The following is a 26,863-nucleotide window of genomic DNA, read 5'->3' on the forward strand; positions in this document are numbered from 1 at the left end:
GCTACTCGCGGGTAGATCAATCGGCGACGGCCGGGGCACGTGGCGTGGGCCACGCGCCCCGGCCGTCGACCGGGTCCGTAGGGACGAGACGCCCCTAGCGCAGGAAGGGGTCCACCGCGACCGCCACGAAGAGCAGCGAGACATAGGTGATGGACCAGTGGAAGAGGCGCATCTCCTTGAGCTTGGCGCCCGTGGCGCCCGCCTTGGCCCGGTTGAGCAGGGCGTGCGCCTCCCACAGCCACCAGCCGCCGGTCGCCAGCGCCACGGCGGTGTAGAACCAGCCGGTGTAGCCCAGCGGGGTGAGCAGCAGGGAGACGGCGACCATGACCCAGCTGTAGAGCACGATCTGCTTGGCGACGACCTTGTTGGTGGCGAGCACCGGCAGCATGGGCACGCCCGCGCGGGCGTAGTCGTCCTTCACCTTCATCGACAGCGGCCAGTAGTGCGGCGGCGTCCAGAAGAAGATGACGAGGAAGAGGATGACCGCGGCCCACGACATCGAGTTCGTGACGGCCGACCAGCCGATGAGCACCGGCAGACAGCCCGCGATGCCGCCCCAGACGATGTTCTGGGCGGTGCGCCGCTTGAGGATCATCGTGTAGACCACGACGTAGAAGAGGAGCGCGCCGAGCGAGAGGGCGGCCGACAGCCAGTTGACGAGCAGCCCGAACCAGAGCGTGGAGACCACAGCGAGGGTGAGTCCGAAGACCAGCCCCTCACGCGGAGTGAGCACGCCGGTGACGAGCGGACGCTGGGACGTGCGGTCCATCAGGGCGTCGATGTCCCGGTCGATGTACATGTTCAGCGCGTTTGCGCCACCCGCCGACAGATATCCGCCGAAACACGTGGCGAGCACGAGCCACAGATCGGGCACGCCCTGTTCGGCGAGGAACATCACCGGAACGGTGGTGATGAGCAGCAGCTCGATGATCCGCGGCTTGGTCAGCGCCACGAATGCCTTGACGCGGGCCCCGAACGGCCGATGGCCCCCCGGGCTGGGAGTCAAGACGACCCCTGCGGGTCGGGACTCGACGGCCGTCACGCACACCCCTGACAGAGAAATTCCCAGCAAGCTCCCCGGATGAAAACGGGGTAAAGACTTGCGCGTACCACGCCACTGTAGACGTTGCCCATACGCCGATCTTCGCGGGGGTGGGGTCGTGTTGGCGGGGGCGCGTCCCAAGGGGTGGACGTGCCCCTCGTCCGCCTCGGGAGGCGAACTCCCGCGGGCCCCGGCAGTCTTTGCTGTGAGCGCACATATGAGCGGCATGAACACGAAAAGAGGGACGAATTCCGGGGGTAGGCTCGACATCGCCGGGACACCCTCAGTCACCGGCTACAGACATGCGGAGAGGAGCCCTGACTCAGGGTGAGCACTAAGCCGACGACCACAGACCTCGAGTGGACCGAACTGGACCAGCGGGCCGTGGACACCGCCCGCATCCTTGCCGCCGACGCCGTTCAGAAGGTCGGAAACGGCCATCCCGGTACGGCGATGAGCCTGGCGCCCGCCGCGTACACCCTCTTCCAGAAGGTGATGCGGCACGACCCGGCCGACCCGGAATGGGTGGGCCGCGACCGCTTCGTGCTCTCCGCCGGGCACTCGTCCCTGACCCTCTACACCCAGCTCTACCTGGGCGGCTTCGGTCTCGAGCTCGACGACCTGAAGGCCTTCCGCACCTGGGGCTCGAAGACCCCGGGCCACCCGGAGTACGGCCACACGGCCGGCGTGGAGACGACCACCGGCCCGCTGGGCCAGGGCGTCGCGAACGCGGTGGGCATGGCCATGGCCGCCCGCTACGAGCGCGGCCTGTTCGACCCGGAGGCCCCCCAGGGCACCTCTCCCTTCGATCACCGCGTCTACGTGATCGCCGGTGACGGCTGCCTCCAGGAGGGCATCTCCGCCGAGGCCTCCTCGCTCGCCGGACACCAGAAGCTCGGCAACCTGATCCTGCTGTGGGACGACAACCACATCTCGATCGAGGGCGACACCGAGACCGCCGTGTCCGAGGACACGATGAAGCGGTACGAGGCCTACGGCTGGCACGTGCAGCGCGTGGAGCCGCAGGCCAACGGCGACCTGGACCCGGCCGCCCTGTACGCCGCGATCAAGGCCGCCGAGGCCGAGACCGAGCGCCCCTCGTTCATCGCGATGCGCTCGATCATCGCCTGGCCGGCGCCGAACGCCCAGAACACCGAGGCCGCGCACGGCTCGGCGCTGGGCGACGAGGAGATCGCCGCCACCAAGCGCGTCCTGGGCTTCGACCCGGAGCAGACCTTCGAGGTCACCGACGAGGTCATCGCGCACACCCGCGCCCTCGGCGACCGCGGCCGCGAGGCCCGCGCCGCGTGGGAGAAGTCGCTGGCCGAGTGGCGCACCGCCAACCCGGAGCGGGCGGCCGAGTTCGACCGCATCCAGGCCAACGAGCTCCCGGCCGGCTGGGAGGAGAAGCTCCCGGTCTTCGAGGCGGGCAAGGGCATCGCGACGCGTGCCGCGTCGGGCAAGGTCCTGCAGGCGCTCGGCGCGGTGATCCCGGAGCTGTGGGGCGGCTCGGCCGACCTCGCCGGCTCCAACAACACCACGATCGACAAGTCGTCCTCCTTCCTCCCGGAGGGCAACCCGCTCCCCGAGGCGGACAAGTACGGCCGGACGATCCACTTCGGCATCCGCGAGCACTCGATGGCCGCGGAGATGAACGGCATCGCCCTGCACGGCAACACGCGCGTCTACGGCGGCACCTTCCTGGTGTTCTCCGACTACATGCGCAACGCCGTGCGCCTGTCCGCGCTGATGCACCTGCCGGTGACGTACGTGTGGACGCACGACTCGATCGGCCTGGGCGAGGACGGCCCGACCCACCAGCCGGTGGAGCACCTGGCCTCGCTGCGCGCGATCCCGGGTCTGAACGTGGTCCGCCCGGCCGACGCCAACGAGACGGCGATCGCCTGGCGCGAGATCATGAAGCGGCACACCAAGGTCTTCGGCAAGGGCGCCCCGCACGGTCTCGCCCTCACCCGCCAGGGCGTGCCGACCTACGCGCCGAACGAGGACGCGGCCAAGGGCGGCTACGTGCTGTTCGAGGCCGAGGGCGGCGAGGCGCAGCTGATCCTCATCGCGACCGGCTCCGAGGTGCACCTGGCCGTCGAGGCCCGGGAGCAGCTGCAGGCCGCAGGCGTCCCGACCCGGGTGGTCTCGATGCCGTCGGTGGAGTGGTTCGAGGAGCAGGAGCAGGCGTACAAGGACTCGGTTCTGCCGCCGTCCGTCGCGGCGCGTGTCGCGGTCGAGGCCGGCATCGGTCTGACCTGGCACAAGTACGTCGGCGACGCCGGCCGGATCGTCTCGCTGGAGCACTTCGGTGCCTCGGCCGACGCCAAGGTCCTGTTCCGCGAGTTCGGGTTCACGCCGGAGGCGATCGTCGCCGCCGCCCGGGAATCCCTGGACGCCGTCGCGCGCTGACGCGCATACGTACGACTTAATGGAGATGCAATTCCCATGACAGACGCTCTCAAGCGCCTCTCCGACGAAGGCGTCGCGATCTGGCTGGACGACCTTTCGCGCAAGCGGATCACGTCCGGCAACCTGGCCGAGCTCATCGACCAGAGCCATGTGGTCGGTGTGACCACCAACCCGTCCATCTTCCAGAAGGCGATCACCTCGGGCGACGGTTACGAGCAGCAGCTCGCCGACCTGGCCTCCCGCAAGGTGACCGTGGACGAGGCCATCCGCATGATCACGACGGCTGACGTGAGGGACGCCGCCGACATCCTGCGCCCGGTCTTCGAGGCGACCGACGGCCAGGACGGCCGGGTCTCCATCGAGGTGGACCCCCGTCTGGCCCACGAGACGGTCCCCACCATCGCCGAGGCCAAGCAGCTGGCCTGGCTGGTGGACCGCCCCAACACCCTCATCAAGATCCCGGCCACCAAGGCGGGTCTGCCGGCGATCACCGAGGTCATCGGCCTCGGCATCAGCGTCAACGTGACGCTGATCTTCTCGCTGGAGCGCTACCGCGCGGTCATGGACGCCTACCTGGCCGGCCTGGAGAAGGCCCGCGAGCGCGGCCTCGACCTGTCGAAGATCCACTCCGTGGCGTCCTTCTTCGTGTCCCGCGTGGACACCGAGATCGACAAGCGCCTCGACACCATCGGCACCGACGAGGCGAAGGCCCTCAAGGGCAAGTCCGCCCTGGCCAACGCGCGTCTCGCCTACGAGGCGTACGAGGAGGTCTTCTCCTCCGAGCGCTGGGCCGCCCTGGACAAGGCGCAGGCCAACAAGCAGCGTCCGCTGTGGGCCTCGACCGGCGTCAAGGACCCGGCGTACAAGGACACCCTGTACGTGGACGACCTGGTCGCCCCGGGCACGGTGAACACCATGCCGGAGGCCACGCTGGAGGCCACCGCCGACCACGGCGCGATCACCGGCGACACCATCCGCGGCACGTACGAGGAGTCCCGCCAGGTGCTCGACGCCGTGGCGAAGCTCGGCATCTCGTACGACGACGTCGTCCAGCTCCTGGAGGACGAGGGCGTCGACAAGTTCGAGGCGTCCTGGAACGACCTGCTCAAGTCGACCGAGGCGGAGCTCGCCCGCCGCGCACCTTCGGAGGCGTAATCACCTTGAGCGCAGTCACCGGAGCCAACCCGCTCCGTGACGCCGCAGACCGACGGCTCCCGCGCATCGCGGGGCCGTCGGGTCTGGTGATCTTCGGCGTCACGGGCGATTTGTCCCGTAAGAAGCTGATGCCCGCGGTCTACGACCTCGCGAACCGAGGACTGCTGCCGCCGGGCTTCTCGCTGATCGGCTTCGCCCGTCGCGAGTGGCAGGACGAGGACTTCGCACAGGAGGTCCACGACGCCGTCAAGCAGCACGCCCGCACCCCGTTCCGCGAGGAGGTGTGGCAGCAGCTGATCCAGGGGATGCGCTTCGTCCAGGGCGACTTCGACGACGACGACGCCTTCGAGCAGCTGAAGACCACCATCGAGGAGCTGGACAAGGCACAGGGCACCGGCGGCAACTTCGCCTTCTACCTGTCCGTGCCGCCGAAGTTCTTCCCCCTGGTCGTCCAGCAGCTCAAGAAGCACGGCCTGGCCGACCAGAAGAACGGCTCCTGGCGCCGCGCGGTCATCGAGAAGCCCTTCGGCCACGACCTGGCCTCCGCCAAGGAGCTCAACGAGGTCGTCCACGAGGTCTTCCCGCCCGAGGCGGTCTTCCGCATCGACCACTACCTCGGCAAGGAGACCGTCCAGAACATCCTGGCGCTCCGCTTCGCCAACACCCTCTTCGAGCCGATCTGGAACCGGTCGTACGTCGACCACGTGCAGATCACCATGGCCGAGGACATCGGCATCGGCGGCCGGGCCGGGTACTACGACGGCATCGGCGCCGCCCGTGACGTCATCCAGAACCACCTGCTCCAGCTGCTCGCGCTGACCGCGATGGAGGAGCCCGCCTCCTTCGACGCCGACGCGCTCGCGGCGGAGAAGACCAAGGTGCTCGGCGCGGTGAAGCTGCCGAAGGACCTCGGCAAGTCCACCGTGCGCGGCCAGTACGCGGCCGGGTGGCAGGGCGGCGAGAAGGCCGTCGGCTACCTCCAGGAAGACGGCATCGACCCGCAGTCGAAGACCGACACCTATGCGGCGATCAAGCTGGAGATCGACAACCGCCGCTGGGCGGGCGTCCCCTTCTACCTGCGCACCGGCAAGCGCCTGGGCCGCCGGGTCACCGAGATCGCGGTGGTCTTCCAGCGCGCCCCGCACTCCCCCTTCGACCAGACGGCGACGGAGGAGCTCGGCCAGAACGCGCTCGTCATCCGGGTCCAGCCGGACGAGGGCGTCACCATGCGGTTCGGCTCCAAGGTGCCGGGCACGCAGATGGAGGTCCGGGACGTGTCGATGGACTTCGCCTACGGCGAGTCCTTCACCGAGTCCAGCCCCGAGGCCTACGAGCGGCTCATCCTCGACGTCCTGCTCGGCGACTCCAACCTCTTCCCGCGGGTCGAGGAGGTCGAGCTGTCCTGGAAGATCCTCGACCCGATCGAGCAGTTCTGGGACAAGCACGGCAAGCCCGCGCAGTACCAGTCCGGGACCTGGGGTCCGGTCGAGGCGGACGAGATGCTCGCACGAGACGGCAGGAGCTGGCGCCGGCCATGAAGACCGACCTGACGGACACCACGTCCTCCAAGATCAACAAGGCGCTGGTGCTCGGGCGGCGGGCCATCGGCACCCCGGCCGTCGGCATGGTGCTCACCCTCGTCATCGTCACCGACGAGGAGAACGCCTACGACGCGCTGAAGGCGGCCAACGAGGCGTCCCGCGAGCACCCCTCGCGGACCCTCGTCGTCATCAAGCGGGTCTCGCGCTCCGCGCGGGACCGTGCCAAGGCGCGGCTCGACGCCGAGGTCCGCCTCGGCGCCGACGCCAGCACCGGCGAGACGGTCGTGCTCCGGCTGTACGGCGAGGTCGTCGACCACGCCCAGTCGGTGGTGCTGCCGCTGCTGCTGCCGGACGCGCCCGTCGTCGTCTGGTGGCCGGTGAACGCGCCGACCGACCCGGCGAACGACCCGCTGGGCGCCCTCGCCCAGCGCCGTGTGACCGACACGTACGCCGCCGAGCAGCCCATCCAGGAGCTGACCGCGCGCGCGGACGCGTACACCCCGGGCGACACGGACCTGTCGTGGACCCGGATCACGCCGTGGCGTTCGATGCTGGCCGCCGCGCTGGACCAGGTCGAGTGCGAGGTCACCTCGGCCGAGGTCGAGGGCGAGGAGTTCAACCCCAGTGTCGAGCTGCTCGCCATGTGGCTCGCGGACCGGCTGAAGATCCCGGTGCGGCGCTCGAAGTCGACGGGCCCCGGTCTCACCTCCGTACGGATGGAGACCAACGCCGGCCCCATCGTGCTCGACCGGCCGGACGCCTCGCTCGCCACGCTCTCCATCCAGGGGCAGCCGGACCGTGCCGTGGCGCTCAAGCGCCGTGACACGGCCGAGCTGATCGCGGAGGAGCTGCGCCGGCTCGACCCGGACGACACCTACGCCTCGGCGCTGCGGTTCGGTCTGGAGCGGCTCGACGAGGAGGCGGCGACCACCGCCCCCGTGCCCGCCCTGGAGGACCCGCAGGTGGCGGACCCGCAGGCCGAGGCCCCGGCTCCGGCTCGGGCGGCGAAGGCCGCGAAGAAGGCCCCGGCCAAGAAGGCGGCGGCCAAGTGAGCGCCCCCCAGCTCGTCGTCCACCGCGACAAGGAGCTGATGGCGCAGGCAGCGGCGGCCCGGCTGATCACCAGGATCGTGGACGCCCAGTCCGCCCGCGGCACCGCCTCGGTGGTGCTCACCGGCGGCCGCAACGGCAACGGGCTGCTGGCGGCGCTGAGCGCCGCGCCGGCGCGGGACGCGATCGACTGGTCCCGGCTCGACCTGTGGTGGGGCGACGAGCGCTTCCTGCCCGAGGGCGACCCGGAGCGCAACGTCACCCAGGCCCGTGAGGCGCTGCTCGACAGCGTCCCGCTGGACCCGGCCCGGGTGCACGCGATGCCGGCCTCCGACGGCCCGTTCGGCGGTGACGTCGAGGCGGCCGCCGCCGCCTACGCGGCGGAGCTCGCGGCGGCCTGCGGTCCCGGCGACCACGGCGGGGTGCCGACCTTCGACGTGCTGATGCTGGGCGTCGGCCCGGACACGCACGTGGCCTCGCTCTTCCCCGAGCTGCCGGCGGTCCGCGAGACCGAGCGGACGGTGGTGGGGGTGCACGGCGCGCCGAAGCCGCCGCCGACCCGGGTCACGCTGACCCTGCCGGCGATCCGGGCCGCGAAGGAGGTCTGGCTGCTCGCGGCCGGCGAGGACAAGGCGAAGGCGGCTGCCATCGCGCTGTCCGGCGCGGGCGAGGTGCAGGCCCCGGCGGCGGGTGCCCACGGGCGCTCGCGCACGCTGTGGCTGCTGGACGCGGCCGCGGCCTCGGAGCTGCCGCGGAGCCTGTATCCGCCGGCGACGGCCTGAGCCCGAACGGGCGTCACGGAGGCCCGGTTCACCTGACGGTGAGCCGGGCCTCCGGCGTGTCCGGGGCTTCCACGGGCTCCAGGAAGGGCGTGAGGAGGTCCGGCACCGCCTCGGCGGCGAAGGCCAGGCCCTGGCTCTCGCCCGCGTCGTAGACGGCGTACGCGCCCTCGCCGGCGGCCGTCGTGGCGCTGAGGGTGAGCACCCCGGCCCGCCGCTGGAACCAGGACTGCTTGACGGTCCAGCCGATCACCCCGGCCCGCTGGAGGGCGACCGTGGAGCGGCGCAGCGTGCCCGAACGGGTCACCAGGTAGGCGCCGCTGACGCCGTGTCCGAGATTGCGGTACGCGTCGCGGGCGAGGAGCAGCGCGAGGGGGGTGAGGACGGCGGCGAGGACGGCCGCCGCGTAGCCGAGGACCGGGGTGAGCCGGGCGCCGAGGACGGCGAGGACCGCCGCCGGCCCGAGCCCGGCCCACAGCGCCCAGCCGGTCCTGCGGCGGAGCGCGGCGCGGGGGTGCGCGGCGAGCGGGGCGCCGGTGGGCGGTTCGGTCTCGCGCAGGACCTGGGCGGCGACCCGGTGGGCCACGGCCCGCGGCACCGGGGGCACCAGGTTCTTGAGGTCGCCGTGCTTGTCGTCGTCGTCCTGGGCGAGTCCGGTGGCGACGGCGTCGAGGCGGGCGGCGCGGAAGAGGCGTACGCCCAGGGGCTCGACCAGCTCGACCCCGCGCAGCCTGCGCTCCTCCAGGGAGATCGAGCGGGCGGTGAACAGGCCGCGGCGGACCCGCAGGGTGCCGCCCGGTTCGCGTTCCAGGCGGTAGCGGAACCACATCTCGACCCACAGGCCGAGGGCGCCGACCAGTCCTGCGACGGCGGCGAGCAGGGCGAGGTCGACGATCATCCAGGGCAGCGAGACGTCCTCGAAGCGCTCGCCTATCCAGTGGATGACCTCCTCCTGGGCGCCGAACCAGTCGCTGACCTGCATGACCGCGCCGGCGGCCGCGGTGGCGAGCAGCGGGGTGACGAAGGAGACCGGGGCGTAGCGGATCCAGCGCGGGTCGACGGCGGCGAGGACGCCGTCGTGGGAGGGGTCCTCGGGCGCCTCGGCGCGGGCGAGCAGGGTGCGGCGGAGGTGTTCGCCCTCGGCGCGGGTGACCAGGTCGAGTTCGAGGGTGGACTCGCCGTCGGTGTGCTCGCCGGTGCCGATCCTGACCTTGACCAGGCCGAGGACGCGTTCGAGCGGGTTGGCGGTGAGGTCGACGCTGCGGATGCGCTCACGGGCCAGGGAGCGGCGTTTGACGACGGCGAGGCCGGTGTGGAGCTCGACCAGTTCGGCGCCGACGCGGTAGCGGGTGCGGCGCAGTCTGACCCAGTCGGCGGCTGCCCCGCCGCCGATGAGCAGGGTGGCTCCGGCGAGCACCCAGGCGGCGGCCTGCCAGGCGGGACGGGAGCCGGAGGAGAGGCTGAGGAAGGCGGGCAGGGCGGCGCCGCCGGCGACGCCGCACAGGACGGCGACGCCGGCCAGGAGGGTGCGGGGGTGGAGCCGGCGCCAGTCCTGGGGGTCGCTCATGTCGCGTCCCCGGGGGTGTCCCGGGTGATCGCGGTGAGCCGCTCGGCGAGCTCGGCGGCGAGCTCGTGGTCGAGGCCTTCGATGCGCAGGGCCCCCTTGGAGGAGGCGGTGGTGACGGTGACCGTGGCGAGGCGGAAGGTCTGCTCCAGCGGTCCCCGCACCGTGTCGACGGTCTGGATCCGGGACATGGGGGCGATCCGCCACTCCTGCCAGAGGGCCCCGGTCCGCACGTAGACGGCGTCCTCGGTGACCTCCCAGCGGTGCACCCGGAACCACCAGAGGGGGAGGAGGGCGGTGCAGGCGAGCCCGAGGACCGCCACGATCGCGGCGGCGCCGGCCAGCCAGCCCCTGGCCGGGGTGATCAGCCAGCCGAGCACGGCCAGGACGGCCACCGGCACGGCCGTGGTCACCAGGAGCTGCACCCGCCACCAGGGGACGGCACGGCCGTCCACGGCGTTCCTCGGCGGGCGCAGCCGCACCGCCCCCTCCCCCAGGGTCATCGTCAGCCCCGGCCGCGCAGCGAGCGGTAGGCGGAGACGAGCGCGGCGGTGGAGGAGTCGAGCTGCTCGCCGCCCTTGCCCTGGGTCAGCACCGGCTCGATCTTCTTGGCGAGGACCTTGCCGAGCTCGACGCCCCACTGGTCGAAGGAGTCGATGTTCCAGACGGCGCCCTGGACGAAGACCTTGTGCTCGTAGAGCGCGACGAGCTGACCGAGCACGGACGGGGTCAGCGCGTCGGCCAGGATCGTGGTGGTGGGGTGGTTGCCCTTGAAGGTCTTGTGCGGGACGAGCTCCTCCGCGACGCCCTCGGCCCGCACCTCCTCGGGGGTCTTGCCGAAGGCGAGCGCCTGGGTCTGGGCGAAGAAGTTCGCCATCAGCAGGTCGTGCTGGGCGACCAGGCCGGGCAGCAGGTCGGCGACGGGCTCGGCGAAGCCGATGAAGTCGGCCGGGATGACCTTGGTGCCCTGGTGGATCAACTGGTAGTAGGCGTGCTGGCCGTTGGTGCCGGGGGTGCCCCAGACGACCGGGCCGGTCTGCCAGTCCACCGGCTGCCCGTCACGGGTCACGGACTTGCCGTTGGACTCCATGTCGAGCTGCTGGAGGTAGGCGGCGAACTTCGACAGGTAGTGGGAGTACGGCAGCACGGCGTGCGACTGGGCGTCGAAGAAGGCGCCGTACCAGATGCCGAGGAGGCCGAGCAGCAGCGGCGCGTTCTCCTCCGGCGGGGCGGTGCGGAAGTGCTCGTCGACGAGGTGGAAGCCGTCGAGCATCTCGCGGAAGGCGTCCGGTCCGATGGCGATCATCAGCGAGAGCCCGATGGCGGAGTCGTACGAGTAGCGGCCGCCGACCCAGTCCCAGAACTCGAACATGTTCGCCGTGTCGATGCCGAACTCCTCGACCTTCTCGGCGTTGGTCGACAGGGCCACGAAGTGCTTGGCGACGGCCTCCTGGCCGGCCCGCAGCCCGGTGAGGAGCCAGTTGCGGGCGGAGGTGGCGTTGGTGATCGTCTCGATGGTGGTGAAGGTCTTCGAGGCGACGATGAAGAGCGTCTCGGCCGGGTCGAGGTCGCGGACGGCCTCGTGCAGGTCGGCGCCGTCCACGTTGGAGACGAAACGGAACGTCAGGTCGCGCTGGGTGTAGGAGCGCAGGACCTCGTAGGCCATGGCGGGGCCGAGGTCCGAGCCGCCGATCCCGATGTTGACGATGTTCTTGACCGGCTTGCCGGTGTGCCCGGTCCACCGTCCGGCGCGCACCGTGTCCGCGAAGGCGGCCATCTTGTCGAGGACGGCGTGCACCTCGGGGACGACGTTCACGCCGTCCACCTCGATCACCGCGTCGCGCGGGGCGCGCAGCGCGGTGTGCAGGACCGCCCGGTGCTCGGTGTTGTTGATCTTGTCGCCGCGGAACATGGCGTCGCGCAGGCCGGCGACGTCGGTCGCGACGGCCAGCTCGCGCAGCAGCGCCAGCGTCTCCTCGGTGACGAGGTTCTTGGAGTAGTCCAGATACAGGTCGCCGACGCGCAGCGTGTAGTCGGTGCCGCGCCCGGGGTCGGCGGCGAACAGCTCGCGCAGATGGGTGTCGCCCAGCTGCTCGCGGTGCTTGCCGAGGGCCGCCCACTCGGGCAGCTGGTTGAGCCTGCTACGGCCTTCGTTACTCATCTCGGACATCGCCCATTTCTTCGTCTCACTGCGTGTGTGCCCCGCTGCCCCACCAACCTAATTGATCCGGTGTGCGAAACGCGTTCAGTGACCGCCGCGGTGCAGCCGTCCCGCGTAGCGCGCTTCGAGTACGGCGTTGCGTTCGTGGCCGCCGGGCAGGTTGGCGGAGACGTACACGGGCGGCTCGTGCCCCTCCGCGAGCAGCAGCGCGACGGCGTCGGCGACGACCATCTGGACGAGCAGCGAGGAGGTGAGCGTCGAGATCCCGCACAGCGCCGCACCGCCGGGCAGCGGAAGCACGGCGTCCCCCGCGGGTGCGCAGTTGTCGAGCACGGCGTCGCCGAGATCGGCGAGGCGTCTGCCGCTCGGGTGCAGCGCCGGGACGGCGTGGGTGTGCTCCAGGGAGGTGAGCGCGACGAGCCGGTGGCCGGCCGCGGTGACCTTGAGGGCCATGTCGACGATCGAGTTGTTGACCCCCGAGTTGGAGATGATGACGAACAGGTCCTGGGGCCGGGGCGTGGCGAGCGCGTAGAGCCGGTCGGCGAGCCCCGGGGACCGTTCGAGCAAGGGATCCCACAGCACCGCGGGGTCCTCGCCGCCCCGGAGCACGAGATCGGCGAGGGCGATCCGGCTCGTGGGCACGAACCCCCCGGCCCGCCCGGCGACCTCGAGCGCGGCGGCCTGCGAGTGCCCGGTCCCGAAGGCGTGGATCACCCCGTCGGCGGCCACACAGTCGGCGAAGAGCCGCGCGGCGACGGGGACGGAACCCTTGTTGACAGCCACGGCCCGTTCGAGGGCGGTACGGGCGTGATCGGCGAACTGGGCGGAGGAGGGGGCGGGTTGGGACACGGGGAGGACTCCTCTGGTTGACCGAACCGAGCACGGCGGGACGACTGGGCTCAATGAACCAGTCCGCCCGGGACCCGTCAAGGCCACAACGGGCGGCGTCGCCTGCCGGGCCTAGGCTCCCGCGGCCGGACCCGCACCCCAAGCAACCCGCGCCAACGCCACGGCCCCACCCAGCCCGTCGGGAACGGGATCCGGGACCAGCCCGAGGTCGGCGACCCGCGCCGCCAGCCGCCCGAGCAGCGGCCCATCGGGTCCCAGGAGCCCGCCGGTGGTCACCAGCGGCTCACCGAACCGCGGCTTCAACGCCCGCACGGTGGAGTCCAGTTCCTCGGCCGCCCGGTCGAGCAGCCCCGAGGCCACGACGTCCCCCGCCCCCGCCACCTCCACCACCACCGGGCTCAGCGAAGCCAACCGCACCGGCTCCGCCGCATACGCGTACCGGACGACGTGCTCCTTGCTCAGCCCCCCGCACAACTCCCCCACCGGCCCCGCCAGCGCGGTCCACGGGCCGCGCCCGTCCAGCCCCCGCAGCACCGCGCGCAGCGCCTCCCGCCCCAGCCAGAACCCGCTCCCGGCGTCGCCGAGTAGCCAGCCGTCACCGTCCACGGCGCTCACCGCACGCCGGTCCACCACCCGCGCCCCCGCCGCGCCCGTGCCGGCGATGAGGACGAGGCCGTCGGCAGGGGCTCCGCGGCCGGCGGCGAAGGCGACATCGGCGTCGCCCCGCACCTCGACGTGGCCCGCCCGCAGTCCCGCCTCGGACAGCGCCGCCGTCAGCGCCAGGAGCGCCCGCTCCCGCCCTCCCCCGGGCCCACCGCCCGCGAACCCGCCCACCACCGCGGCGACCGCTCCACCCGAAGGCGCCGCCCCGCGCAGGGCGTCCACGAGATGCCGCACGAGCGCGTCGGGCGCCACGCTCAGCGCGTTGCCCGGGCCCCCTGCACCCTCGCCGAGCACCCGGCCGCTCGCCGCCTCGGCGAGCCGCGCCCTGGTCCGCGTACCGCCCGCGTCGACGCCGACGACCCACTGAATCCCGGATTCGTTCATCAGCCCGCATGGTGGTTGATAGATTCACCGACCACAAGACCTCGACGCCCACGACCCCGCCCACGACCCGCAAGCCACGACCCACGAAGGCCGGCCCCGCATGATCACCGCACTGATCCGCTCCGAACTCCCCCGGATGTCCGGCTCCTTGCGCAAGGTCGGCGACTGGGTCCTCGCCGACCCGGCCCGCGTGTCGGCGCTCTCCGCCGCCGAGCTGGGCCGCCGTACGGGAACCTCGCAGGCCACCGTCACCCGGTTCTGCCACGCCCTCGGCCTCGACTCGTACCAGCGCCTGCTGCTCGAACTCGCCCGGGAACAGGGGCAGGAGAGCGCGAGCGGCGAGGAACCCACTCCGCTCGGGCCCGAGATCGGACCCGAGGACCCGCTGGACCGGGTCGTCGCCGCCGTCGCCCGCGCCGACCTGCAGGCGCTGCGCTCCACCGCCGAGCAGCTCGACCTGGGCGCCCTGGAGCGAGCCGCCCGCGCCCTCGCCCAGGCCCGGCGGATCGACGTCTACGGGGTGGGGGCCTCAGGGGTGCTCGCCCTGGAGACCCAGGCCCGGCTCTTCGGCATCGGCTGCGAGGCACGCGCCTGGACCGAGGTGCACGCGGCGAAGACCTCGGCCGCCCTCCTGACCCCCGCCGACGCGGTCGTCGCGCTGTCCCACTCGGGCGCCACCCGCGAGGTCCTCGGACCGCTGCGGCTGGCCGCCGAGCGGGGTGCCGCGACGGTCGCCGTGACCGGGGACCCGCGCTCGCCGGTGGCCCGGGCGGCCGGCGTCCACCTCACCTCGACGGCCGCGGAGACCGGCTTCCGGCACGGCGGCTTCGGCGCCCGGCACTCGGCGCTGCTGATCCTGGACTGCCTCTACGCGCGCGTGACACAGCTGACCCACTCGCGTGCCACCGCCGCCCTGGCCCTCACCGCGCACATCGTGGACGGCCATCGCGGGTGAGCGGGTGAGCGGGTGAACGGACGCCCGGACGAAGCCGAAGGGGCCCTGCCCGCGAACTGGCTTCGCGGGCAGGGCCCCTTCGGTCACACCGTCACGAACACGCTCAGATCTCGCCCCGGAGCTTGGCCAGCGCCTCGGCGAGGATCGCCTCGCCGTCCGCGTCGCTGCGCCGCTCCCGTACGTACGCGAGGTGCGTCTTGTACGGCTCGGTGCGCGGCGGGTCCGGCGGGTTGTCCCGGTCCTGACCGGCCGGGAAGCCGCACCGCGGGCAGTCCCAGGTGTCCGGGACCTGTGCGTCACTGGCGAAGCTGGGCTGGGTCTCGTGCCCGTTCGAGCACCAGAAGGAGATGCGGAGCCGCGGCGCGGACTCACCGCGCTCGGCCTCCCCCATCGGCCCCGCTCCGACCCGGCTTCCCCGGATCGCGTTGCCACTTGCCACGGTCGTAACTCCCTGCGTGATGGTGCTCGAAGATGCCCCAGTCTACGTAAGGCCCAACGCGCGTCCAGTGATTGGAGTTACCCGTCCAACTTCATCAGCAGACCAAGTACGACAATGCAGGCGAACCACAGCAGACCCACCACGACGGTGATGCGGTCGAGGTTGCGCTCGGCGACCGAGGAGCCGCCGACGGACGACTGCATGCCGCCACCGAACATGTCGGAGAGGCCGCCGCCCTTCCCCTTGTGCATCAGCACGAGCAGCATCAGCAGCGCGCTGAAGACGATCAGGGCGATCGAGAACCCCATAACCACGGCTGGACCAACTTCCTCGGACTTATACGGACGGGGGCCGGGCGCCTGCCCGACCCCCGCAAGGGTACGACGTATCTCCGCTACCGCATACTCACTGGTCGCGGAAGCGCACGATCTTGACGAACTCGTCGGCGTCCAGCGAGGCACCGCCCACCAGCGCGCCGTCGATGTCGGCCTGCGCCATGATCTCGGCGACGTTGCCGCCCTTGACGGACCCGCCGTACTGGATGCGGATCTTGTCGGCCACGTCCTGCGAGTACAGCTCGGCGAGCTTGCCGCGGATCGCCGCGCAGACCTCCTGCGCGTCCTCGGCGCCGCAGACCTTGCCGGTGCCGATGGCCCACACGGGCTCGTAGGCGACCACGATGGTCTCGGCCTGCTCGGCCGGGACGTCCTTCAGGCCGCCCTCGACCTGGGCCAGGGTGTGCGGGACGGCGTTGCCGGCCTCACGGACCTCCAGCTCCTCGCCGACGCAGAGGATCGGGGTGATTCCGTGCTTGAAGGCGGCCTTCACCTTGGCGTTGCACAGCTCGTCGGACTCACCGTGGTACTGGCGTCGCTCCGAGTGACCGACGGCGACGAAGGCGCACTTCAGCTTCGCCAGCATCGGGCCGGAGATCTCGCCGGTGTAGGCGCCGGAGTCGTGCGCCGAGATGTCCTGGGCGCCGTACTGGATCTTCAGCTTGTCGCCGTCGACCAGGGTCTGGACGGAGCGCAGGTCGGTGAAGGGCGCGAGGACCGCGACCTCGACGGCGTCGTAGTCCTTGTCGGTGAGCGCGAAGGCGAGCTTCTGGACGTGCGCGATGGCCTCGAGGTGGTTGAGGTTCATCTTCCAGTTGCCCGCCATCAGCGGGGTGCGGGTGCTCATACGGGGGTCAGTCCTCCAGTGCGGCGAGACCGGGAAGCGTCTTGCCCTCGAGGTATTCGAGGGAGGCGCCGCCGCCGGTCGAGATGTGGCCGAAGGCATTCTCGTCGAAGCCCAGGATCCGGACGGCAGCGGCCGAGTCGCCGCCGCCGACCACGGTGAAGGCCGGGGAGTCGACGAGCGCCTGCGCGACGGCCTTGGTGCCGTCGGCGTAGTCGGGGTGCTCGAAGACGCCCATCGGACCGTTCCAGAAGACGGTGGCCGCGTCGGCGAGCTTCGAGGCGTACAGCTTGCGGGTCTCCGGGCCGATGTCCAGGCCCTCCTCGCTCGCCGGGATGGCGGTCGCGGCGACCGTGGTCGGGTTGGCCGGGGCCTTGGTCTTCAGGTCCGGGAACTCGGCCGAGACGAGGACGTCGACGGGGAGCACGAACTCCACGCCGCGCTCGTCGGCGCGCTTGAGGTAGTCCAGGCAGGCCGGGATCTGGTCCTCCTGGAGCAGCGAGATGCCGACCTCGTGGCCCTGGGCCTTGAGGAAGGTGTACGCCATGCCGCCGCCGATGAGGATGCGGTCGGCCTTCTCCAGGAGGTGGTCGATCACGCCGAGCTTGTCGGAGACCTTGGCGCCGCCGAGGACGACGACGTAGGGGCGCTTGACGTCGTCGGTGAGCTTCTTCAGGACGCCGACCTCGTTGGCGATGAGGTAGCCGGCGTAGTGCGGCAGCTTGCCCGGGAGGTCGAAGACCGAGGCGTGCTTGCGGTGGACCGCGCCGAAGCCGTCGCCGACGTAGAGGTCGGCGAGGGCGGCGAGGCGGTCCGCGAAGGCGCCGCGCTCGGCGTCGTCCTTGGAGGTCTCGCCCGCGTTGAAGCGCAGGTTCTCGATGACGGCCACCTGGCCGTCGGTGAGGCCCGCGACGGTCGCCTGGGCGGACTCGCCGACGGTGTCGGTCGCGAACGCCACCTCGGCGTCGAGCAGTTCGCCCAGGCGCGTGGCGGCCGGGGCGAGCGAGAAGGCCGGGTCCGGGGCGCCCTTGGGGCGGCCCAGGTGCGAGGCGACGACCACGCGGGCGCCCGCGTCGGCCAGCGCCCTGACGGTGGGGACGACGGCGCGGATGCGCCCGTCGTCCGTGATGGTCGTGCCGTCGAGGGGCACGTTGAGGTCGGCGCGGACGAACACCCGCTTGCCTGCGACGCCCTCGGCGAGCAGCTCGTCGATCGTCTTCATCTGTTTCTCTGACTCCTTGGTACACGCGGTGGAGCACACGACACAGGGCTCGCACAGCGCTTCATCGCGCTGCCCGAGCCCTGCTTCATATCGAAAGCCCGCCCTAGAGTTTAGAGCTGGCCGCCGACGAAGACGGTGAGGTCGACGAGACGGTTGGAGTAGCCCCACTCGTTGTCGTACCAGCCGAGGATCTTGACCGAGTTGCCGTCCTGAACCATGGTCAGGGAGGCGTCGAAGGTGCAGGAGGCCGGGTCGCTCACGATGTCCGAGGACACGATCGGGTCCTCGGTGTAGAACAGGATGCCCTTGAGCGAGCCGTCCTCGGAGGCCTTCTTGAACGCGGCGTTGACCTCGTCCTTGGTGACCTCGCGGTCGAGCTGGACGACGAGGTCGGTGGCGGAGCCGGTCGGGACCGGGACGCGCATCGCGATGCCGTCGAGCTTGCCCTTGAGCTGCGGCAGGACCAGGGCGGTGGCCTTGGCGGCACCCGTCGTGGTCGGGATGATGTTCTCCGCGGCGGCGCGGGCGCGGCGCAGGTCCTTGTGCGGGAAGTCCAGGATGCGCTGGTCGTTGGTGTACGCGTGGACCGTGGTCATCAGGCCCTTGACGATGCCGAAGTTCTCGTCGAGGACCTTGGCCATCGGCGCCACACAGTTGGTGGTGCAGGACGCGTTCGAGATGACGTGGTGGTTCGCCGGGTCGTACTTGTCCTGGTTGACGCCCATGACGATGGTGATGTCCTCGTCGCTGGCCGGAGCCGAGATGAGGACCTTCTTGGCGCCGCCGGCGATGTGCTTCTCGGCGTCCGCCTTCTTCGTGAAGATGCCGGTCGACTCGATGACGATGTCGACGCCCAGGTCGCCCCAGGGGATGTCGGCCGGGTTGCGCTCGGACAGGACCTTGATGGTGTGGCCGTCGACGGTGATGGTGTCGGCGGTGTGGGTCACCTCGGCCTTGAGGCGGCCCAGGATGGTGTCGTACTTCAGCAGGTGGGCCGTGGTCGCGGTGTCACCCAGGTCGTTGACAGCCACGATCTCGATGTCGGCACCCTGCTCAAGGAGCGCGCGGAAGTAGTTGCGACCGATACGGCCAAAGCCGTTGATGCCTACGCGGATCGTCACGAACCGATCTCCTCGTTAGGTACGCCGGGTGTGTTCGACGCCCGGCGAGCTTCTCTTTTGGGATGTCCCCGACCGCTTACGACCCTACCTCTCCCAGCGCCCGAGAGTGACATCCGGTGCAGCCGTATGAGCCCGGAAAGTGCCGGAAAAAGGCCGACAGCCCTTGCCTACCAACGGGTAAGGGCTGCCGCGGGACCTTAGTCACGACTACACAGGGTGACAAAAATCGGTGCTCTCCTGAGCACCCGGATCAGCGTCGGAGCGAACTAAGGGCCTTTCCGAGCAGAGCCGCCCGATCCGCCGCATTCGGGACGTGCTCCAGACCGAAGCCCAGGAGGACGGTGTCACGGGTGGTGACCGCCGCCTGGGAGTGGAAGAGGGCCTCCGAACGGGTCCAGTCGGTGTTGTTTCCGGGGCTGCCGGCCGGCGCTCCCGGTACGGACCAGTTGCCGGTTCCGGTCTCGAAGCCCTCGGTCTCGGTGCTCGCCCCGGCCGTGAGCCGGACATCGTCGACGAAGGCGCCCATCTCGCCGGTGCCGCCGTCGGAGACGTACGAGATCGCCAGCTCGACCTGCTTGCCCGCGTAGGCGCTCAGGTCGATGCGCGCCTCCCGCCAGCCGTTGGACGGGCCGGTGAAGGCGTTCCAGGCCCCGGTGGTGCCGGTGACGGCGCAGCCGTCCTCGCCGACCGTGAGGTAGTGGGCGAGGAAGGGGTGGCCGCGGACGTAGAAGCCCTCGCCGCAGTCGGCGGGTGCCTCGGTGGAGGTGCCGCCGTTGGCGTCGGGCAGCGTGGTCCAGTCGTCCTGGCCGACCGTGTGGGCCTCGACGATCACGTTGTCGTACCCCGGCTCGGTGTCGTAGCTGACCTGGAAGGTCAGGTTCGGCTTCGAGCCGGCGGCGACGCCGGTGAGGTCGACGGTCCTGGCCAGCCGCGCCCAGGCGTCGTCGGAGTGGCGCACCGCGGCGAAGCGGCTGCCCCCGTACGGCTCGAAGGGGGTGCGGAGGCCCGGGTAGTCGCCCGCGGCGGCGCTGCTCGCGAACTGCGGGAAGCGGTCGGGCGTCAGGGTGTCGGAGGTGACGGTGTAGGCGCCCGCGTTGTCGAGCGGGTTGCCGTCGGCCGCGCCGAGGGGCACGCCGGTGCCGCCGAGCCGGCCGGTTCCGGCGAAGGAGGCGGGGCCGCTGAGGCCGGCCCTGCGGTAGGCACCGAGGTAGTACTGGGCGAAGTCGTTGGACTCGGCGCGGCCGATCCTGACCAGGCCGCCGGACTTCTCGCCGGCGTTCACCAGCTTGCCGCCCTCGTTGAGGTAGGCGCGCACGGCGAGCAGCGTGGCGCCGGAGGGCTGCTCGGCGCCGGTGTACCAGACGACGCTGCGGAAGTGGCTCAGCACGCCGAGCGCGTGCGGGGCGCCCTGGGTGGCGACGTCCCAGACGGCGGCCTTGCGCCCGCCGGCGGCGAGCGCCTTCACATAGGCGTCGGCGCTGCGCGCGGCGGTGGTGCCGCCCTCCTCGGCGAGGACGAGGACGTCGCCGCGGGGCCGTGCGGCCACGGTGTAGGTGAACGGGGTGGACGCGGTGGCCTTGCCCTCGCGGGTGCGGGCCGTGTACCAGACCTCGACCTTGTCGCCGGGCTTCGTCCCCTCGACCTCGGCGCGGTACTCGTCGAAGTAGAGGTTGTCGTGACCGCCGTAGGTCTTGCCGCCCTGCCAGGGCTCCAGGCCCTCGCGCTGGGTGCGGCCGCCGTTGATCCGGTAGTTCAGGGTCTTGGCGCGCAGCGACTTGCGGGCCGTGACCGAGACCTCCTGCTCCTGGCCGCGGGCGGCGTAGGAGGTGGCGAAGGCGTTCGGGGTGAAGTCGGGGGCCTCGATGCCCACCGGGGAGACGGGCCGGTCCGGATGGGCCGAGGTCTCGGCGACGGCGAGCGCGAAGGGGATGTTCTTGGCGAACTCGGCCTGGATCAGCTTCTCGTCGTCCGGGAAGGTGAAGACGGAGGCGCAGTCGCCCGGCTCCCAGGCGTCGTTCGGGTCGACCCGGGAGGCGGTGGCACAGGTCGACATCTCCGGGGTGAACATCTGCATCCCGTTGACGTTGGCGGCGTGTCCGTCGGCCTCGCCGTTGGTGATGTAGAGCTCGGAGGAGACCTGCGGGCGGTAGCCGGGCACCGCGGACTTCTGCGGGGTGCCGGCGAGCGCCCTGAGGGCCACGTCGTCGGGGGTGTCGGTGGCGACCTGCCAGCCGACGCCGTAGAGCAGCAGCTGGGCGGCGGAGTGGTAGTTGATGCCGTAGCGGAAGCCGATGCGCTTCTCGAAGCGGTCGAGGGCGCGGGTCTCGGGCTCGGACATCGGTCCGGCGCCGCGGAAGGTCTCGTCGGCCGGGTCGGGCGACGAGCCCTCGTCGTCGTAGCCCCACTTGTAGGCGAAGTTGCGGTTGAGGTCGACGCCGTCGCCGGACTCGATGCGCCCGTCGCCGTTGTTGTCGCGCAGGTTCTTGCGCCACTGGCGGTTGGCCGGGTCGGCGTGCGTGAAGTCGTAGCCGTCGGGGTTGGCGGAGAGCACGAACCACAGCTCGGTGGTGTCGACGAGCCGCGTGAGGCGGGCGTCCTTGCCGTAGCCGTCGAGGTAGTGGTGCATCAGCCGCCGGGTCATCTCCGGGGTGATCCACTCACGGGCGTGCTGGTTGGACATGTACAGCGTGGCGGGCCGGGAGCCGTCCTTGGTCCTGGCGGCGCCCTTGCTGACCTTGAGCGCGAGGATGTCCTGGCCCTTGAGGGTCTTGCCGAGGGAGACGACCTTGGTGAGGCCCGGGTGGGCGCGGGCCGTGTCCAGGATCTCCTGCTTGAGGCCGCCGGGGCCGCCGTACGGCCGGAAGACGCCGTCGCCGGCGCCCGCGACCCGCTTCTCGGCCTGGGCGGAGAGGGTGTGCTCGGCGAGCTCGACGCCCGCCCGGCGCAGCTTTCCGGCCTGCGCGTCGGTCAGATACAGCTCGACGGTGGCGGAGCCCCGGTCGGGCACCTGCTCGGACAGTTCATGGGCGTCGGTGCCGGCGTCGAGGAGCAGCGGCATCTGCTCCTTGCTGACCTTGGCCCGCCATACGGACAGCGCGTCGCCGTGGTCGGTGCCCGCGGCGTTCGGCTGCGCTCCGGCGACGGGTGCCGCCGCGAGCCCCGCGATCAGCAGTGCGGTCGCAGCGAGCACTGCACTCGCTTTGCGTCTCATAAGCCCCCCTTGCTGTTGTCTGCCACGAAAGTGAACAGACGCCAGGCTCGTGGGGACTCACAGGCCGCGTCAAGGGCGCGTGCGGCGCGCCGGAACGGAAGCTGCCGGCACCTCAGAAAGGCACCGGCAGCCGGGAGTTGAGCGGAATCACCCGTTCTGGCGAGCGGGTGTCCCAGGGTCAGCCGACGAGGCTGTCGTCGAGCTCCTCCGTCAGGTTGGACTCGGTGCCGGGGATGCCCAGGTCCTGCGCCCGCTTGTCGGCCATCGCGAGGAGCCGTCGGATCCGGCCGGCCACCGCGTCCTTGGTCAGCGGCGGGTCGGCGAGCGCGCCCAGCTCCTCCAGGGAGGCCTGCTTGTGCTCCATCCGCAGCCGGCCCGCGGCGGCGAGGTGCTCGGGCACCTCGTCGGCGAGGATCTCCAGGGCGCGCTGCACCCGGGCGCCCGCGGCGACGGCGGCACGCGCCGAGCGGCGCAGGTTGGCGTCGTCGAAGTTGGCGAGCCGGTTGGCCGTGGCGCGGACCTCGCGGCGCATCCGCCGCTCCTCCCAGGCCAGCACCGACTCGTGTGCGCCGAGCCGGGTGAGCAGGGCCCCGATGGCGTCGCCGTCGCGGACCACCACCCGGTCCACGCCGCGCACCTCGCGGGCCTTCGCCGCGATGGAGAGCCGGCGGGCAGCGCCGACCAGGGCGAGCGCCGCCTCCGGGCCGGGGCAGGTGACCTCCAGGGAGGAGGAGCGGCCCGGCTCGGTCAGCGAGCCGTGCGCCAGGAAGGCGCCGCGCCAGGCCGCCTCCGCGTCACAGGTGGCACCCGACACGACCTGCGGGGGCAGTCCCCGGATGGGCCGGCCGCGGCCGTCCACCAGGCCGGTCTGGCGGGCCAGCTGGTCGCCGCCCGCCACCACCCGCACCACGAAACGCGAGCCCCGGCGCAGTCCGCCGGGTGCCATCACGATCAGCTCCGAGCTGTGCCCGAAGATCTCCAGGATGTCCCGCTTCAGGCGGCGGGCCGCCATCGCGGTGTCCAGCTCCGCCTCGATCACGATCCGGCCGCTCACCAGGTGCAGCCCGCCCGCGAACCGCAGGATCGACGAGACCTCGGCCTTCCTGCAGCAGGTCCGGGTGACGGGGAGCCGGGAGATCTCGTCCTTCACCGCTGCCGTCATCGCCATGGGCCGATCCTTCCATGCATCCGAAAAATACGGTCGTACGCGGCGGCCAACAGCTCCGGGTCGTGCTTCGGAGCACCGTCGGGCCTGGCCACGGGCGCCAGCTCGACCGCGGCGCCGAGCCGCTTGGCGGCGTCGGCGAGGGACTCGCGGTCGGGCACGGCGGCCTCGTCGGCCAGCACCACGTCCAGGGCGAGTTTAGGGGCGTGTCGTGCCAAAACCTCCAAATGACGCTGCGGGGAGAAGCCCTCGGTTTCTCCGGGCTGCGGCGCGAGGTTCAGCGAGAGCACCCGACGGGCCTTGGTCTCCACCAGGGCGTCGAGCAGCTCGGGCACCAGGAGGTGCGGAATCACCGAGGAGAACCAGGACCCGGGGCCGAGCACCACCCAGTCCGCGTCCAGGACCGCGGCGACGGCCTCGGGCACGGCCGGCGGGTCGTGCGGCACCAGGTGCACGGACTGCACCTCGCCGGGGGTCAGGGCCACGGTGGCCTGGCCGCGCACGGTGTCGACGTCCTGCGGGCGCTCGGGATCGTGGCCCTTGACCAGGGCCTGGAGCTCCAGCGGGACGGCGGACATGGGCAGCACCCGGCCGTGCGCGCCGAGCAGTTTGCCGACCAGGTCGAGGGCCTGCACCGGGTCGCCGAGCTGCTCCCAGAGCGCCACGATCAGCAGATTGCCGACCGCGTGGCCGTGCATCTCGCCCTTGGACTGGAAGCGGTGCTGGATGACCCGGGCCCAGGTCTGGCCCCAGTCGTCGTCTCCGCACAGCGCCGCGAGCGCCTTGCGCAGGTCGCCGGGGGGCAGCACGCCGAGCTCCTCGCGGAGCCGGCCGCTGGAGCCGCCGTCGTCGGCGACGGTGACCACGGCGGTCAGGTCGCCGGTGATGCGCCGCAGGGCGGCCAGGGAGGCGGACAGGCCCATGCCGCCGCCCAGGGCGACGACCTTGGGCTGGGCTCCGCGCCTGCGGAGCGTGCGCCGCACCGACAGGGTGGAGGCACGCCGTTTGTACGGCTTCACTCGCGCCCCATGTCCCGGTGCACGACGACGGTCTCGACGCCCTCCGCGGCGATGCGGGCGGCCAGCTTCTCGGCGGTGGCCACGGAGCGGTGCTTGCCCCCCGTACAGCCGACGGCGATGGTCACGTACCGCTTGCCCTCGCGGCGGTATCCGGCGGCGATCAGCTGGAGCAGCTCGGTGTAGCGGTCGAGGAACTCCTTGGCGCCGGGCTGGTTGTAGACGTAGTTGGCGACCTCTTCGTTCAGACCGGTGAAGGGGCGCAGCTCCGGGACCCAGTGCGGGTTGGGCAGGAAGCGCATGTCGACGACGAGGTCGGCGTCGACGGGCAGTCCGTACTTGAACCCGAAGGACATCACGGTGGCCCGCAGCTCGGGCTCCTCCTCGCCGGCGAACTGGGCGTCCATCTTGGCGCGCAGCTCGTGGACGTTGAGGCTGGAGGTGTCGATCACCAGGTCGGCGTCGCCGCGGAGCTCGCGCAGCAGGTCGCGCTCGGCGGCGATGCCGTCGACGATGCGCCCGTCGCCCTGGAGCGGGTGCGGGCGGCGGACCGACTCGAAGCGCCGGACGAGGGCGTCGTCGGAGGACTCCAGGAAGACGATCCGGCGGGTGACCTGCTTGGAGTCGAGGTCGGCGAGGGAGTCGCGGAGGTTGTCGAAGAACTGCCGCCCGCGGACGTCGACGACGACCGCGATCCGGGCCACGTTGCCCTGGGAGCGGGCGCCGAGCTCCACCATGGTGGGGATCAGCGCGGGCGGCAGGTTGTCGACGACGAACCAGCCGAGGTCCTCCAGGCACTTCGCCGCGGTGGACCGGCCGGCTCCGGACATGCCGGAGATGATCACGAGTTCGGGGATGGCCGCGTCGGCGTTGTTCTCGCCCGCGGGCTCCGTGGTGCCCGTATCCATGTCTGGCGCTCCGTCTTCGTGCTCGTTGTGCGGGTCGTGCTCGTGGTGCTCGTCGTGCGTGGTCATGCCGTCGTGCCCCCGTCGTCTTCCATGATCTCTCCTGTGGCCGTGTTCACGGCGGGCGCGGCCGGGGCCGCCTGCGCGAGGGCCACCGCCACGGCCTCCGCCGTCTTGCGGCCCATGCCGGGAACCTCGCAGATCTGCTCGATTGTCGCCTGTCGGAGCCGTTTCACCGAGCCGAAATGCTTGATCAGCGCCTGTTTCCGCGTCTCGCCCAGGCCCGGGACGGCATCCAGGGGGCTGCTACGGATGCGCTTGTTCCGCTTGGACCGCTGGTAGCGGATGGCGAAGTCGTGAGCCGTGTCACGTACCCGCTGGAGGAGGTACAGGCCCTCACTGGAGCGGGGCAGCACCACGGGGTCGTCGTCCCCGGGCAGCCAGACCTCCTCCAGGCGCTTGGCCAGCCCGCAGACGGCGATGTCGTCGATGCCCAGCTCGTCCAGGGCCCGCCGGGCCGCCGCGACCTGCGGCTGGCCGCCGTCGACGACGACGAGCTGCGGCGGGTAGGCGAACCGCTTGGGCCGCCCGTCGTCCTCGGCGAGGTCCTCGGGCACCTCCCCGTCGACCCACTCCCCCGTCTTCTCCTTCTCGGCGAGGTAGCGCTTGAAGCGGCGGCTGATCACCTCGTGCATGGACCGGACGTCGTCCTGGCCCTCGAAGCCCTTGATCTGGAAGCGGCGGTACTCCCCCTTGCGGGGCAGTCCGTCCTCGAAGACGACCATGGAGGCCACGACGTCCTCGCCCTGGAGGTGGGAGATGTCGAAGCACTCGATGCGCAGCGGCGCCGAGTCCAGATCCAGGGCCTCGGCGATCTCCTCCAGGGCCCGGGAGCGGGTGGTCAGGTCGCTGGCCCGCTTGGTCTTGTGCAGCACGAGCGCCTGCTGCGCGTTGCGCGCGACGGTCTCCATGAGGTCCTTCTTGTCGCCGCGCTGCGGCACGCGCAGCGAGACGGCGGAACCGCGCCGCCCGGACAGCCAGGCGCTGACGGCCTGGGCGTCGTCCGGCAGGGCGGGAACCAGCACCTCCTTGGGCACGGCGTCGCCGCTCTCCTCGCCGTACAGCTGCTGGAGGGCGTGCTCGACGAGCCCGGCGGTGTCGACCGCCTCGACCTTGTCCGTGACCCAGCCGCGCTGGCCGCGGACCCGGCCGCCGCGGACGTGGAAGATCTGGACGGCCGCCTCCAGCTCGTCCTCGGCGAGGGCGATCAGGTCGGCGTCGGTGGCGTCGGCGAGGACGACGGCGCTCTTCTCCATGGCCTTGCGCAGAGCGCCTATGTCGTCACGCAGCCGGGCGGCCCTCTCGTACTCCATGTCCTCGGCCGCGAGCATCATCTCCTTCTCGAGACGACGCAGATACGTGCCGGTGCGGCCGGCCATGAAGTCGCAGAAGTCCTCGGCCAGTTCGCGGTGTTCCTCGGGGGTGACCCGACCGACGCAGGGGGCCGAGCACTTCCCGATGTAGCCGAGCAGACAGGGCCGCCCGGCCGAGGCGGCGTTGCGGAAGACGCCCGCGGAGCAGGTCCGCACCGGGAACACCCGGAGCATCAGGTCGACGGTCTCGCGAATGGCCCACGCGTGCGCGTACGGCCCGAAGTAGCGCACGCCCTTCTTCTTGTGCCCGCGCATGACCTGGACCCGCGGATACTGCTCGTCGAGCGTGACCGCGAGATAGGGGTAGCTCTTGTCGTCCCGGTACTTCACGTTGAACCGGGGGTCGAACTCCTTGATCCAGGAGTACTCCAGCTGCAGCGCCTCGACCTCGGTCGAGACCACGGTCCACTCCACGGAGGCGGCCGTGGTCACCATCGTCGCCGTCCGCGGGTGCAGGCCGGCGAGCGGCTGGAAGTAGTTCGCCAGGCGCTGGCGCAGGGACTTCGCCTTCCCGACGTAGATCACCCGGCGGTGCTCGTCGCGGAATTTGTAGACCCCCGGCGAGTCGGGGATCTGTCCCGGCTTGGGGCGGTAGCTGGAGGGGTCGGCCATGGA

The 26,863-nt window shown here is 71.4% G+C and carries 22 protein-coding genes; 6 read left to right on the plus strand and 16 right to left on the minus strand.

The window, feature by feature from the left end:
- Positions 1-94: 94 nt before the first annotated feature.
- Positions 95-1,042 carry a heme o synthase gene (locus ACH414_RS22345; RefSeq protein ID WP_382539896.1) on the minus strand — a complete coding sequence of 316 codons (948 nt, stop codon included), beginning with the start codon at positions 1,040-1,042 and terminating at the stop codon, positions 95-97.
- A 327-nt stretch (positions 1,043-1,369) separates the two neighbouring features.
- On the opposite strand from ACH414_RS22345, the gene tkt reads away from it, so the two are divergent.
- From tkt to pgl, 5 genes are read left to right on the plus strand one after another with little or no spacing between them, the layout of a single operon-like run.
- Positions 1,370-3,457 carry a transketolase gene (gene tkt / locus ACH414_RS22350; protein WP_386564921.1) on the plus strand — a complete coding sequence of 696 codons (2,088 nt, stop codon included), beginning with the start codon at positions 1,370-1,372 and terminating at the stop codon, positions 3,455-3,457.
- 36 nt (positions 3,458-3,493) lie between these two features.
- The gene (gene tal / locus ACH414_RS22355) at positions 3,494-4,612 is read left to right on the plus strand and encodes a transaldolase (RefSeq protein WP_382539900.1); all 1,119 of its coding nucleotides are present in this window, start codon (positions 3,494-3,496) and stop codon (positions 4,610-4,612) included.
- A 5-nt stretch (positions 4,613-4,617) separates the two neighbouring features.
- On the plus strand, positions 4,618-6,150 hold the full coding sequence (gene zwf, locus ACH414_RS22360) for a glucose-6-phosphate dehydrogenase (protein ID WP_382539903.1): 1,533 nt from the start codon (positions 4,618-4,620) through the stop codon (positions 6,148-6,150).
- Positions 6,147-7,205 carry a glucose-6-phosphate dehydrogenase assembly protein OpcA gene (gene opcA, locus ACH414_RS22365; protein WP_382539906.1) on the plus strand — a complete coding sequence of 353 codons (1,059 nt, stop codon included), beginning with the start codon at positions 6,147-6,149 and terminating at the stop codon, positions 7,203-7,205. The genes zwf and opcA overlap by 4 nt, the downstream gene beginning before the upstream one ends.
- Entirely contained in the window at positions 7,202-7,984 is a 783-nt protein-coding gene (gene pgl / locus ACH414_RS22370) for a 6-phosphogluconolactonase (RefSeq protein ID WP_382539909.1), read from the plus strand. The genes opcA and pgl overlap by 4 nt, the downstream gene beginning before the upstream one ends.
- 28 nt (positions 7,985-8,012) lie before the next feature.
- Here pgl and ACH414_RS22375 read toward each other — a convergent pair whose 3' ends face one another.
- The 5 genes from ACH414_RS22375 to ACH414_RS22395 form a co-directional block, all read right to left on the minus strand.
- A complete protein-coding gene (locus tag ACH414_RS22375) occupies positions 8,013-9,548 on the minus strand; it encodes a PH domain-containing protein (RefSeq protein ID WP_398943058.1) in 1,536 nt (511 codons plus the stop codon).
- A complete protein-coding gene (locus tag ACH414_RS22380; RefSeq protein ID WP_382539915.1) occupies positions 9,545-10,048 on the minus strand; it encodes a PH domain-containing protein in 504 nt (167 codons plus the stop codon). Before ACH414_RS22380 ends, ACH414_RS22375 begins: the two co-directional genes overlap by 4 nt.
- A 2-nt stretch (positions 10,049-10,050) precedes the next feature.
- Complete coding sequence (gene pgi, locus ACH414_RS22385; protein ID WP_382539918.1) at positions 10,051-11,715, minus strand: glucose-6-phosphate isomerase; 1,665 nt, start codon at positions 11,713-11,715, stop codon at positions 10,051-10,053.
- A gap of 75 nt (positions 11,716-11,790) precedes the next feature.
- Complete coding sequence (locus ACH414_RS22390; protein WP_398943060.1) at positions 11,791-12,555, minus strand: sugar isomerase domain-containing protein; 765 nt, start codon at positions 12,553-12,555, stop codon at positions 11,791-11,793.
- A gap of 111 nt (positions 12,556-12,666) precedes the next feature.
- Positions 12,667-13,602 (minus strand): N-acetylglucosamine kinase, encoded by a 936-nt coding sequence (locus ACH414_RS22395; protein ID WP_398943062.1) that lies wholly within the window; start codon positions 13,600-13,602, stop codon positions 12,667-12,669.
- Positions 13,603-13,702: 100 nt separating this feature from the next.
- Here ACH414_RS22395 and ACH414_RS22400 point away from each other — a divergent pair, with 100 nt between their 5' ends.
- Entirely contained in the window at positions 13,703-14,557 is an 855-nt protein-coding gene (locus ACH414_RS22400; RefSeq protein ID WP_391769584.1) for a MurR/RpiR family transcriptional regulator, read from the plus strand.
- A gap of 103 nt (positions 14,558-14,660) precedes the next feature.
- Here the strand turns inward: ACH414_RS22400 and ACH414_RS22405 are convergent, their stop codons facing one another.
- The 10 genes from ACH414_RS22405 to uvrC form a co-directional block, all read right to left on the minus strand.
- Positions 14,661-14,996, minus strand: coding sequence for an RNA polymerase-binding protein RbpA (locus ACH414_RS22405; RefSeq protein WP_003957010.1), 336 nt, complete (start codon positions 14,994-14,996; stop codon positions 14,661-14,663).
- Positions 14,997-15,073: 77 nt separating this feature from the next.
- Positions 15,074-15,304: a preprotein translocase subunit SecG gene (gene secG / locus ACH414_RS22410; RefSeq protein ID WP_030205174.1), complete on the minus strand. Its 231-nt coding sequence runs from the start codon at positions 15,302-15,304 to the stop codon at positions 15,074-15,076.
- 97 nt (positions 15,305-15,401) lie between these two features.
- Positions 15,402-16,178, minus strand: a complete 777-nt coding sequence (tpiA, locus tag ACH414_RS22415) for a triose-phosphate isomerase (protein WP_382539929.1) — start codon at positions 16,176-16,178, stop codon at positions 15,402-15,404.
- A 7-nt stretch (positions 16,179-16,185) separates the two neighbouring features.
- Entirely contained in the window at positions 16,186-17,397 is a 1,212-nt protein-coding gene (locus ACH414_RS22420; protein ID WP_382539932.1) for a phosphoglycerate kinase, read from the minus strand.
- A gap of 110 nt (positions 17,398-17,507) precedes the next feature.
- Positions 17,508-18,518 carry a type I glyceraldehyde-3-phosphate dehydrogenase gene (gene gap / locus ACH414_RS22425; protein WP_382539935.1) on the minus strand — a complete coding sequence of 337 codons (1,011 nt, stop codon included), beginning with the start codon at positions 18,516-18,518 and terminating at the stop codon, positions 17,508-17,510.
- Positions 18,519-18,768: 250 nt separating this feature from the next.
- Positions 18,769-21,729, minus strand: a complete 2,961-nt coding sequence (locus ACH414_RS22430) for a M14 family zinc carboxypeptidase (RefSeq protein ID WP_398943066.1) — start codon at positions 21,727-21,729, stop codon at positions 18,769-18,771.
- A gap of 178 nt (positions 21,730-21,907) precedes the next feature.
- Entirely contained in the window at positions 21,908-22,897 is a 990-nt protein-coding gene (gene whiA / locus ACH414_RS22435) for a DNA-binding protein WhiA (RefSeq protein WP_046911893.1), read from the minus strand.
- Positions 22,888-23,913, minus strand: a complete 1,026-nt coding sequence (gene yvcK, locus ACH414_RS22440) for a uridine diphosphate-N-acetylglucosamine-binding protein YvcK (RefSeq protein WP_382539940.1) — start codon at positions 23,911-23,913, stop codon at positions 22,888-22,890. The genes whiA and yvcK overlap by 10 nt, the downstream gene beginning before the upstream one ends.
- Positions 23,910-24,884 (minus strand): RNase adapter RapZ, encoded by a 975-nt coding sequence (rapZ, locus tag ACH414_RS22445; protein ID WP_382539942.1) that lies wholly within the window; start codon positions 24,882-24,884, stop codon positions 23,910-23,912. Before rapZ ends, yvcK begins: the two co-directional genes overlap by 4 nt.
- Positions 24,881-26,860, minus strand: a complete 1,980-nt coding sequence (gene uvrC / locus ACH414_RS22450) for an excinuclease ABC subunit UvrC (RefSeq protein WP_386564937.1) — start codon at positions 26,858-26,860, stop codon at positions 24,881-24,883. The genes rapZ and uvrC overlap by 4 nt, the downstream gene beginning before the upstream one ends.
- Positions 26,861-26,863 lie beyond the last annotated feature (3 nt).

Source organism: Streptomyces sp. NPDC020422 (assembly GCF_044386705.1).
GTDB lineage: Bacteria > Actinomycetota > Actinomycetes > Streptomycetales > Streptomycetaceae > Streptomyces.

What these genes read in the sequence shown, in the direction of transcription:
- tpiA (WP_382539929.1), bottom strand. Translation starts at nt 16,178, where the DNA reads ATGAGCACCCGCACCCCGCTGATGGCGGGCAACTGGAAGATGAACCTC.
- secG (WP_030205174.1), bottom strand. Translation starts at nt 15,304, where the DNA reads ATGGGGTTCTCGATCGCCCTGATCGTCTTCAGCGCGCTGCTGATGCTG.
- rapZ (WP_382539942.1), bottom strand. Translation starts at nt 24,884, where the DNA reads ATGACCACGCACGACGAGCACCACGAGCACGACCCGCACAACGAGCAC.
- ACH414_RS22395 (WP_398943062.1), bottom strand. Translation starts at nt 13,602, where the DNA reads ATGAACGAATCCGGGATTCAGTGGGTCGTCGGCGTCGACGCGGGCGGT.
- ACH414_RS22400 (WP_391769584.1), top strand. Translation starts at nt 13,703, where the DNA reads ATGATCACCGCACTGATCCGCTCCGAACTCCCCCGGATGTCCGGCTCC.
- pgi (WP_382539918.1), bottom strand. Translation starts at nt 11,715, where the DNA reads ATGTCCGAGATGAGTAACGAAGGCCGTAGCAGGCTCAACCAGCTGCCC.
- ACH414_RS22375 (WP_398943058.1), bottom strand. Translation starts at nt 9,548, where the DNA reads ATGAGCGACCCCCAGGACTGGCGCCGGCTCCACCCCCGCACCCTCCTG.
- ACH414_RS22420 (WP_382539932.1), bottom strand. Translation starts at nt 17,397, where the DNA reads ATGAAGACGATCGACGAGCTGCTCGCCGAGGGCGTCGCAGGCAAGCGG.
- ACH414_RS22380 (WP_382539915.1), bottom strand. Translation starts at nt 10,048, where the DNA reads ATGACCCTGGGGGAGGGGGCGGTGCGGCTGCGCCCGCCGAGGAACGCC.
- uvrC (WP_386564937.1), bottom strand. Translation starts at nt 26,860, where the DNA reads ATGGCCGACCCCTCCAGCTACCGCCCCAAGCCGGGACAGATCCCCGAC.
- whiA (WP_046911893.1), bottom strand. Translation starts at nt 22,897, where the DNA reads ATGGCGATGACGGCAGCGGTGAAGGACGAGATCTCCCGGCTCCCCGTC.
- tal (WP_382539900.1), top strand. Translation starts at nt 3,494, where the DNA reads ATGACAGACGCTCTCAAGCGCCTCTCCGACGAAGGCGTCGCGATCTGG.
- ACH414_RS22430 (WP_398943066.1), bottom strand. Translation starts at nt 21,729, where the DNA reads ATGAGACGCAAAGCGAGTGCAGTGCTCGCTGCGACCGCACTGCTGATC.
- opcA (WP_382539906.1), top strand. Translation starts at nt 6,147, where the DNA reads ATGAAGACCGACCTGACGGACACCACGTCCTCCAAGATCAACAAGGCG.